Here is a 7940-nt window from a genome sequence, read left to right as displayed (position 1 = left end):
GTAGAACGGCTTGTTGAGCAGGATCACCCACGCCACAGTCACGGAGGCGGCTGTCAGCGGATCGGTCGGCCGAGGCGTGGCAGCCATGTCACTCCGCCGCCCCTGCCGGCGCCAATAGATAATGACCGACACCCCAGATCTCGCCATGGTCATGGCCGAAGAGCCCGGCAGTGGCTAGGAAGAACAGCCGCCAGCGTCGGCGCCAGAGGCTTGCGTCGCTGCCATAGACCTGTTTCAGGATCGCATCGACGCGTTCACTCTCCCTGTCCAAATTCTCCAGCCAGTCCAGCGCCGTGCGGCGGTAATTGACGCCGGACCAGCGCCATTCGCTTTCGACGGCAAACAGGTCTGGAAACCGGCTGGGCAGGTCATGCGCCGGCATGATGCCGCCGGTGAAGAAATGCTGCGCGATCCAGTCGCTTTGATCCTTGTGGTCGAAACGATAGGAGCGGTTGCGATGGGTGAAGACGTGCAGGAACAGTTTGCCGTCATCTTTCAGCCAGCCGTGCGCCCGTTCGAGCAACAGCCGCCAGTTCGACATATGCTCGAACATTTCGACCGAGACCACGCGGTCATGCCGCTCGTCGGTCGAGAACGTGTTCATGTCGGCGGTCATGATCTTGAGATTGGCCAGGCCGCGCAGATGTGCCTGTTCCTCGATGTGAGCCCGTTGCGAGGCCGAGTTGGACACGGCGGTGATGCGCGCATGCGGAAAACGCTCGGCCATGTAGAGCGACAGCGAACCCCAGCCGCAGCCGAGTTCGAGGATCGTCTGGCCGTCGCTGAGCTGCGCGTGCCGCGTGGTTTCCGCGAGCGCGATATTTTCCGCCTCGGCGAGCGACGTTGCGTCCGTAGCATAGAAGCAGCAGGAATATTTGCGCTGCGGCCCCAGGATCGCCGCGAAAAATTCCGGCGGCAGTTCGTAATGCTGCGCATTGGCATCGTCGGTATGGGTGGCGACCGGATAGTCTTGCATGCCGAGCACGAAAGCTGCCTCCGCCGTCTCCGGCACCTCTTCCAGCCGGCGTTTCGTTCGCCCGCACAGGAAATCTATGCCGGCCAGGGTCAGGCTATCCGGCATCGGCGTGCGCTCGGCGGCATTGATTGCGAAAGCCAGCATGTTCATCGGCCAGTCCCCTTCTTCTTGACGACGCCGGAACGTCGCGGCCCTGGAAAAAATGCATTGACCCGCCGCTGCAGCGAGCGGAACCGGTCACCGCGCGTTTCGAGCATGTGCTTTTCAAGTGGCGGAATGCCCGAGCCATAGACCAGCAGCCCGTACATCTGGAGGGGCGCAAGCAGTGTGAGCCAGCCCCAGAGGAACTGGCTGCTGATGGCCAAGAGCGGCCAGACACACCAGAACAGCCATTCGAAGAAATAGTTGGGATGGCGGGAATAGGCCCAGAGGCCGATCTCGCAGACGCCGACCTTGCCCTGGGCACTGCGGCGGAAGCGGGCGAGCTGCCGGTCGGCGATTGCCTCGCCGATCAGCGCGCCAACCCCGACAATCATCGCCAGCAGGTCGAACCCGGTCGCAAATGGTGCCGGATTGCTCGCCGCGCAATAGACCGCCAGCACCAGCACGAAGGAAGCCGCAGCCTGCACCTGCAGGAACAGGAAAAGCCTGACAGCCGCGGTGGCACCCCATTGCTTGATCAGGTCGGCATAGCGTGGGTCTTCGCCGCCGCCGCGCGTGCGGATGCCGATATGGCTGCCGAGCCGTCCGGACCAGAGGATGACAAGCACCAGGATGACCATACGCCGCTGATGGTCGCCTTCGCCCAGCAATGCCGCCGCCACGCCGCCGACGCCGACGGCAAAGGACCAGAGCGTGTCGATCCAGCCGCTCATCCCTGTCAGGCGCTGGATCGCCCAGGCCAGCGCCATTGCAAGACTGAGACCGATCGCGAAGCTGATCAGGACGAGGATGCTCACGGCGGCTCCGTTTCGATTGCGCTGACATTGCTACGCGGCATTGGCGCATACAGTTCTACCGCCGCAAAAATAAATATAGGAAACTTTTTACTGTCTCGGTGAAACCAAGTGCGCACCCTGTCCGTATGCATCGATAGGAGCGATAAACATCTGCAGCTCCGCGAAAAATGGGAGTGGAGCATGGGCTATCATGACCGGCTTGGGGGCAGCCGTCCGCTGAATATCGCCGTGATCGGCACCGGCATTTCCGGACTGTCGGCGGCATGGCTCCTCTCCGAACGTCACGATGTCACAGTGTTCGAAGCCGCAGACCGCGTCGGTGGCCACAGCAACACCGTGGAGTTCGACAGCCCGGCGGGCCGGATCGCCGTCGACACCGGCTTCATCGTCTATAACGAGATGACCTATCCCAATCTGACAGCATTGTTTCGTACACTCGATGTGCCGACGGCGGCGTCCAGCATGTCGTTTTCGGTGTCGATGGGCGACGGCGCTTTCGAATATTCCGGCGGCACCGGCTTCGGCCTTCTGGCGCAGGCCTCCAACCTCGCCAATCCGCGCTTCTGGTCTTTGATGCGCGACGTCTTGCGCTTCTATCGCAATGCGCCACGCGACCTGCCGGTCATGGGCGACCTGTCACTTGATGAATATCTCGCGCATAACGGCTATGGCCGCGCCTTCCGCGACGATCATCTCTATCCGATGGCGGCGGCGATCTGGTCGACGCCGGCCATGCAGGTGGGTGACTATCCGGCCGCCAATTTCGTGCGCTTCTGCGGCAATCATGGCCTGCTCAATCTGTGGAACCGGCCGCTCTGGCGCACGGTGCGCGGCGGCAGCCGGCAATATGTGAGCCGCCTCACGGCGCGTTTCGCCGATCGCATCCACACATCCACCCCGATCCAGGCGGTCCGCCGCGGTATGGATTGCGTCGAAATCACCGATGCGCACGGCATGATCAGGCGTTTCGACGATGTCGTCATTGCCACCCACGCCGACCAGGCGCTGCGCATGTTGAAAGACGCGACAGAAGAGGAACACCGTGTCCTCGGTGCCTTCCGCTATTCACGCAACGAAGCCATCCTGCACAGTGACAGAAGGCTGATGCCGAAGCGCCGCGCCGCTTGGTCGAGCTGGAACTATCTGCACGACGGCGCGGCGGGCTTCTGCCAGCCCTCGGTGACCTATTGGATGAACAGATTGCAGCCGCTGGGCTCGGCGCCGCCGACTTTCGTGACGCTCAATCCTTGCCGGGCTCCATCGGAGGAAACGGTGATCCGCCGCCAAATCTACGAGCATCCGATCTTCGACCTCGCCACCGAGCGGGCGCAGCACGAACTCTGGTCGCTGCAGGGCCGCCGCAACACCTGGTTCTGCGGCGCCCATTTCGGCTCGGGCTTCCATGAGGATGGGCTGCAGGCGGGGCTGGCGGTCGCCGAGGACCTGGGCGGCCTCAGCCGGCCCTGGCAGGTTGCGGCGGAGAATGCCCGCATCGTCCGCAAGCCGGTCGTCTATCCGGCCGGCACGGAGGCGCTCGCATGAGCGACGCTCTGGCATCGGCGCTGTTTCCAGGGCATGTGACGCATGCGCGCGCGCGGCCGAAGGTGCACAAGCTTTCCTATCGCATCTATTCGCTGCTTCTCGACCTGGACGAACTGGACGATCTCGGCCGGCGTCTGCGCTGGTTCTCGGTCGACCGCTTCAACCTGTTCTCCTTTTACCGCCGCGATCGCGGCGACCGGTCCGGCGTGAATCTTCGGGGTCAGGTGGAGCAGGCCATGCACGCCGCCGGAATCGCAGCGGATGGCGGCCCGATCCGCCTGCTCACCATGCCGCGCCTGCTCGGCTGGGCTTTCAATCCGCTCAGCACCTTCTTCTGCTACTGCAAGAGCGGCGAACTCGCCGCCATTCTCTGGGAGGTCGACAACACATTTGGCCAGCGTCACGCCTATATGATCCCGGTTGCGCCGGGGCAGACCGGCGAGATCGTCCAAGACTGCGATAAAGCCTTCTATGTTTCGCCTTTCATGGATATGCAGCTCCATTATCTGTTCACCGTCTCGCCGCCCGGCGAGCGGCTGTCGATCCGCATCGATGTCTTTGATGATCAGGGCTTGCTGCTCACAGCGCGGCATCTTGCACGCCGCACCGAACTGACTGATTCCGCTTTGCTTAAGGCATTTTTCACGATACCTTTTCTTACCGCGCGCGTGATCGGGGGGATCCATTGGGAGGCGCTGAAGCTCTGGCTCAAGGGCGTTCGGCTGCGTGGTCGCCCCGCTCCGCCTGCGGAGCCTGTTTCTGTTGTTCCAATTTCCGAAATCGGGGGAAGCCAAGCGCGATGAGTCAGCTCGACGATTTTTCACCGGCTGCGATGGAAACCGAGAGCCGCAGCGGCGGTTTTGGCGTCCGCATGATCGGTCGCCTGCTTGCCGGTCTGCGCTATGGTCGCCTGCGCGTGACGCTTCCCTCCGGCGCCGTGATCGACAAGACCGGCACTGAGCCCGGCCCGGAAGCGGTGATCGTCATGCATCGTTGGCGCATGCTGCGCCGGCTGGTGATCGGCGGCGATATCGGCTTTGCCGAAGGTTTTATCGAGGGTGACTGGACGACGCCCGATCTGACCGCTCTGATCCGCTTCGCCGCCCGCAACACCGAGGTTCTCGCGTCAGCGATCGAGGGCTCGCCGTTTGGCCGGATCCTCAACCGCCTCGGTCACCTGTTCCATGCCAATACCCGCCGCGGCAGCCGCCGCAATATCGAGGCGCATTACGATCTCGGCAACGATTTCTACAAGCAGTGGCTCGGCCCTTCCATGCTGTATTCGTCCGCAATCTGGGACGCGACGACGCCCACTCTCGAGGCCGCACAGGCGCTGAAGCTCGAAAGGGTGCGCGAGAAACTCGCTCTCGCCGGCGGCGAAACCGTGCTCGAAATCGGCTGCGGCTGGGGCGCGCTTGCGGCTGACCTCGCAACCGAGGCAGATGCGAAGGTCACCGGCATCACGCTTTCGCCTTCGCAGCTCAGCTGGGCGAAAGCGGCTGCCTATGACAGCGGCAAGGCTGAGCGGATCGATCTCCGCCTCCAGGATTATCGGGACCTTGAGGGCTCATTCGATCGTATCGTCTCGATCGAAATGTTCGAAGCGGTCGGCGAGGCCTATTGGCCGTCCTATTTCGATACCCTGAAACGCTGCCTCAAGCCGGGTGGTCGTGCCGTGCTGCAGATCATTTCGATCGAAGACAAGCGGTTCGAGGACTATCGCCGGAAGACGGATTTCATCCAGAAATATGTTTTCCCCGGTGGCTTCCTGCCCTCCGATACGGTCCTGGCAAAGGCGGTCGGCAAAGCCGGGTTGGTGCTCTCCGATATCGAGCACTTCGGCAAATCCTACGCCCGCACGCTCGCCGAATGGCGCAGCCGTTTCAAGGCGCAATGGCCATCGATCGCGGCGCTTGGCTTCGACCAGCGCTTCTATCGGCTCTGGGATTATTATCTCTGCTATTGCGAGGCCGGCTTCGAGGAACAGACCATCGATGTCGGGCTTTATGTCATCACGCACACCGATTGAGGAGAAAGCTGATGAGAAGAATATTGCCGATCATGGTTCTTGCGCTCGCACTGCCCTCAGCCGCCTATGCGGTCACGCCCTTCGGCCAATGGGCGCGCGGTGATGGCAATGCGCGGGTCAGGGTTGCCAAATGCGGCGCCAACATCTGCGCCACCAATACCTGGATCAAGCCGGGTACGCCGAGCGAAAAGAAGGGTGACGTCCTGGTGATGACGATCGCCCCCGTCACGGACGGCCACTACAAAGGGTCCGCCTATGATCCGCAGCGCAACATGACCTACAAGATGTCGCTCGATGTCAGCGGCGACAGCATGACGACGACAGGCTGCGTGCTTGGCGGCCTGCTTTGCAAAGGTGTCAACTGGACGAAGATCAACTGAGCGGGCAGTCTCCATGAAGTCCTACGTCACCGCTTATGCCGCCGCCTTGATCGCCTTCGCGGCAATCGACTTCGTCTGGCTGAGCACCATGGCCGGCCTTCTCTACAAGCCTGTCATGGGCGACATGCTGGCGCCGCAGTTCCGGCCGGCGCCGGCCGCGCTGTTCTATCTCGTCTATGTCGCCGGCCTCGTGTTTTTCGCCGTCCGTCCAGGCCTGCAGTCGGGCAGCCTGACGACCGCGATGGCCTATGGCGCCGCCTTCGGCTTCTTCGCCTACGCCACCTATGATCTCACCAACCAGGCGACATTGAAGAACTGGTCGACGACGCTGACCGTCGCCGATCTCGTCTGGGGCACAATGCTGTCGGCAGCCGCCGCCGGCATTAGCGAATGGGCGACGCGCAGGTTTTCAGGCTGAACTATTCGCCGCCAAACCGCCCGGTCGCCGTCACTTCGGTAGCCACACCTTCACCGGTTTGTCGCGCTCGACCACGTAGAAATTGTTGGCATCCACCGTCTGCCATTCGCCTGCCTTGCCGTCCGGCCAGATCACCCGGACCTCGGTCTTGGCGAGCTTGTCGATGCCGAAATGCCGCCAGCCGAGCTCGCCGCTCGCGTGCCCGCCGCCGACGGTGATTTCGCGGCGCATGGTGACGCCCATGCATTTCACCTCCACCCAGGCACCGATCGCATCGCGGTTGGGGCCGGGCTGGACGAGCTGCAACTGGATCCAGTTGCCGGCATCGGTGCTGGTATTGCGCCAGAGCTGCGCATCGACCCAACGGTTGACGACCACGAGATCGAGCTTTCCATCGAGATTGAAGTCGGTCACCGCAGCGCCGCGCGCGACATTCATACTGGCGATGCCCGCCTTGTCGCCAACCTCCACGAATGTGCCGTCTGCCTTCTGCAGCAACAGATTGTTCGGGTCCTTCATGGCGAAGTCTTCCATCTTCGCCACATTGCCCTTGGCGACGAACAGGTCGGCGAGGCCGTCATTGTTGACGTCCTGGAACTCTGCATGCCAGGCGGTGCTCGGATGCCAGTCGCCGCCGGTATAGGGCCTGAAGGCGGTGACACCCTTCTTGAAGCCGATATCGGCGTAAGTGGGCTTTGGCTTGCCATCCTTGGGAATGTCGGCCAGCGACTGCAGCTTGTTGTCGGCCATCGAGGTCAGGAAATATTCCGGATAGCCGTCGAAATTCAGGTCGTAGCTGGCAATGCCCATGCCCCAGATGCGCAGGTATTTCCAGCCTTCCGCCTGGGTATAGAGTTCAGGCTTGCGGCCGGGCGGGATCTTCCACATCTGCTCCTGGCCGCCCTTGTAATATTCGCGGTCGTTGGAGACGCGCAGGCTCGGCGTGCCCGAACGGTTCCAGTCGGTGAACAGCATCGAGAGCGGGCAGAAGCTTGGCTTCAGCGGATAGGGCTTGGCGAATTTTCGCCCGGTCGCCGAGTCTGGTCGGAGCAGCCAGTTGTCGGTGCAGGTGCCCCAGGGATAGGTGTCCTCGTTGCGGTCGACATAGGTGCCGACGGCCAGCGTCGGCCAGTTATTGCCCTTCTCGAAGGTCGCCGAGAACGAAGTCGACCAGGAATTGCCGCCGTCGAAATTCCATGCGGCATTGGCCTTCTCGAACTTGCAGCTGCCCAGGCCGCGCATGATGGCGTTCTCGCCGACCCTGAGCAGCACCACATCGGTAATGCCATCGCCATCGACATCCATCGGATAGGCGCCGGTCACGGCATCCAATTCGAGGCCGCTGTTCTCGGCGACGAATTTCAGTTCGCCGCCGCGCTTGCTGGCATTGCGGTAGAATGTGCCGGGCTTCTCGCCGCCGGCGAGGAACATGTCGGGAAAGCCGTCGCCGTTGCAGTCGAACGTGGCGACGCCGCCACCCACCATATACTGCCAGTCGCCGGCATAGATGGAATTGATGCCGGCGCTTTTCGTCTCGTCGACGAAGGTCGGGATGGCGAGCTTGGCGTCGGCCGCATGGGCCGCACCGGCCAAACCGAGGGTGATCAGGGCAAGTCCGAAAGACAGCGTGCGCATG

The 7940-nt window shown here is 62.4% G+C and carries 8 protein-coding genes; 5 read left to right on the top strand and 3 right to left on the bottom strand.

The genetic code is table 11. From position 1 onward, the window contains the following. Nucleotides 1-88 precede the first annotated feature (88 nt). Entirely contained in the window at nt 89-1126 is a 1038-nt protein-coding gene (locus AC1DYF_RS28950; RefSeq protein ID WP_477880857.1) for an SAM-dependent methyltransferase, read from the bottom strand. Continuing rightward, the gene (locus AC1DYF_RS28945) at nt 1123-1887 is read right to left on the bottom strand and encodes a DUF1295 domain-containing protein (protein ID WP_477880864.1); all 765 of its coding nucleotides are present in this window, start codon (nt 1885-1887) and stop codon (nt 1123-1125) included. The genes AC1DYF_RS28950 and AC1DYF_RS28945 overlap by 4 nt, the downstream gene beginning before the upstream one ends. 228 nt (nt 1888-2115) lie before the next feature. Here AC1DYF_RS28945 and AC1DYF_RS28940 point away from each other — a divergent pair, with 228 nt between their 5' ends. Genes AC1DYF_RS28940 through AC1DYF_RS28920 form a run of 5 tightly spaced genes read left to right on the top strand, consistent with a single transcriptional unit; the run spans nt 2116 to nt 6304 of the window. Then, nucleotides 2116-3477 carry an NAD(P)/FAD-dependent oxidoreductase gene (locus AC1DYF_RS28940; RefSeq protein ID WP_477880855.1) on the top strand — a complete coding sequence of 454 codons (1362 nt, stop codon included), beginning with the start codon at nt 2116-2118 and terminating at the stop codon, nt 3475-3477. Continuing rightward, nucleotides 3474-4280, top strand: coding sequence for a DUF1365 domain-containing protein (locus AC1DYF_RS28935; RefSeq protein ID WP_477880853.1), 807 nt, complete (start codon nt 3474-3476; stop codon nt 4278-4280). The genes AC1DYF_RS28940 and AC1DYF_RS28935 overlap by 4 nt, the downstream gene beginning before the upstream one ends. Continuing rightward, entirely contained in the window at nt 4277-5506 is a 1230-nt protein-coding gene (locus AC1DYF_RS28930) for a class I SAM-dependent methyltransferase (protein ID WP_477880851.1), read from the top strand. Before AC1DYF_RS28935 ends, AC1DYF_RS28930 begins: the two co-directional genes overlap by 4 nt. Before the next feature lie 11 nt (nt 5507-5517). Beyond that, nucleotides 5518-5886 (top strand): DUF2147 domain-containing protein, encoded by a 369-nt coding sequence (locus tag AC1DYF_RS28925; RefSeq protein WP_477880849.1) that lies wholly within the window; start codon nt 5518-5520, stop codon nt 5884-5886. A gap of 13 nt (nt 5887-5899) precedes the next feature. Then, nucleotides 5900-6304, top strand: coding sequence for a DUF2177 family protein (locus AC1DYF_RS28920; protein WP_477880847.1), 405 nt, complete (start codon nt 5900-5902; stop codon nt 6302-6304). A 30-nt stretch (nt 6305-6334) separates the two neighbouring features. Here AC1DYF_RS28920 and AC1DYF_RS28915 read toward each other — a convergent pair whose 3' ends face one another. Next, complete coding sequence (locus AC1DYF_RS28915) at nt 6335-7939, bottom strand: CRTAC1 family protein (RefSeq protein ID WP_477880846.1); 1605 nt, start codon at nt 7937-7939, stop codon at nt 6335-6337. Nucleotide 7940: the final 1 nt, after the last annotated feature.

The sequence above is a fragment of the Rhizobium sp. P2_G9 genome, from assembly GCF_056403475.1.
This window is presented reverse-complemented; position numbering and strand designations above follow the sequence as displayed.

What these genes read in the sequence shown, in the direction of transcription:
- AC1DYF_RS28935 (WP_477880853.1), top strand. Translation starts at nt 3,474, where the DNA reads ATGAGCGACGCTCTGGCATCGGCGCTGTTTCCAGGGCATGTGACGCAT.
- AC1DYF_RS28920 (WP_477880847.1), top strand. Translation starts at nt 5,900, where the DNA reads ATGAAGTCCTACGTCACCGCTTATGCCGCCGCCTTGATCGCCTTCGCG.
- AC1DYF_RS28915 (WP_477880846.1), bottom strand. Translation starts at nt 7,939, where the DNA reads ATGCGCACGCTGTCTTTCGGACTTGCCCTGATCACCCTCGGTTTGGCC.
- AC1DYF_RS28945 (WP_477880864.1), bottom strand. Translation starts at nt 1,887, where the DNA reads ATGGCGCTGGCCTGGGCGATCCAGCGCCTGACAGGGATGAGCGGCTGG.
- AC1DYF_RS28950 (WP_477880857.1), bottom strand. Translation starts at nt 1,126, where the DNA reads ATGAACATGCTGGCTTTCGCAATCAATGCCGCCGAGCGCACGCCGATG.
- AC1DYF_RS28940 (WP_477880855.1), top strand. Translation starts at nt 2,116, where the DNA reads ATGGGCTATCATGACCGGCTTGGGGGCAGCCGTCCGCTGAATATCGCC.
- AC1DYF_RS28925 (WP_477880849.1), top strand. Translation starts at nt 5,518, where the DNA reads ATGAGAAGAATATTGCCGATCATGGTTCTTGCGCTCGCACTGCCCTCA.
- AC1DYF_RS28930 (WP_477880851.1), top strand. Translation starts at nt 4,277, where the DNA reads ATGAGTCAGCTCGACGATTTTTCACCGGCTGCGATGGAAACCGAGAGC.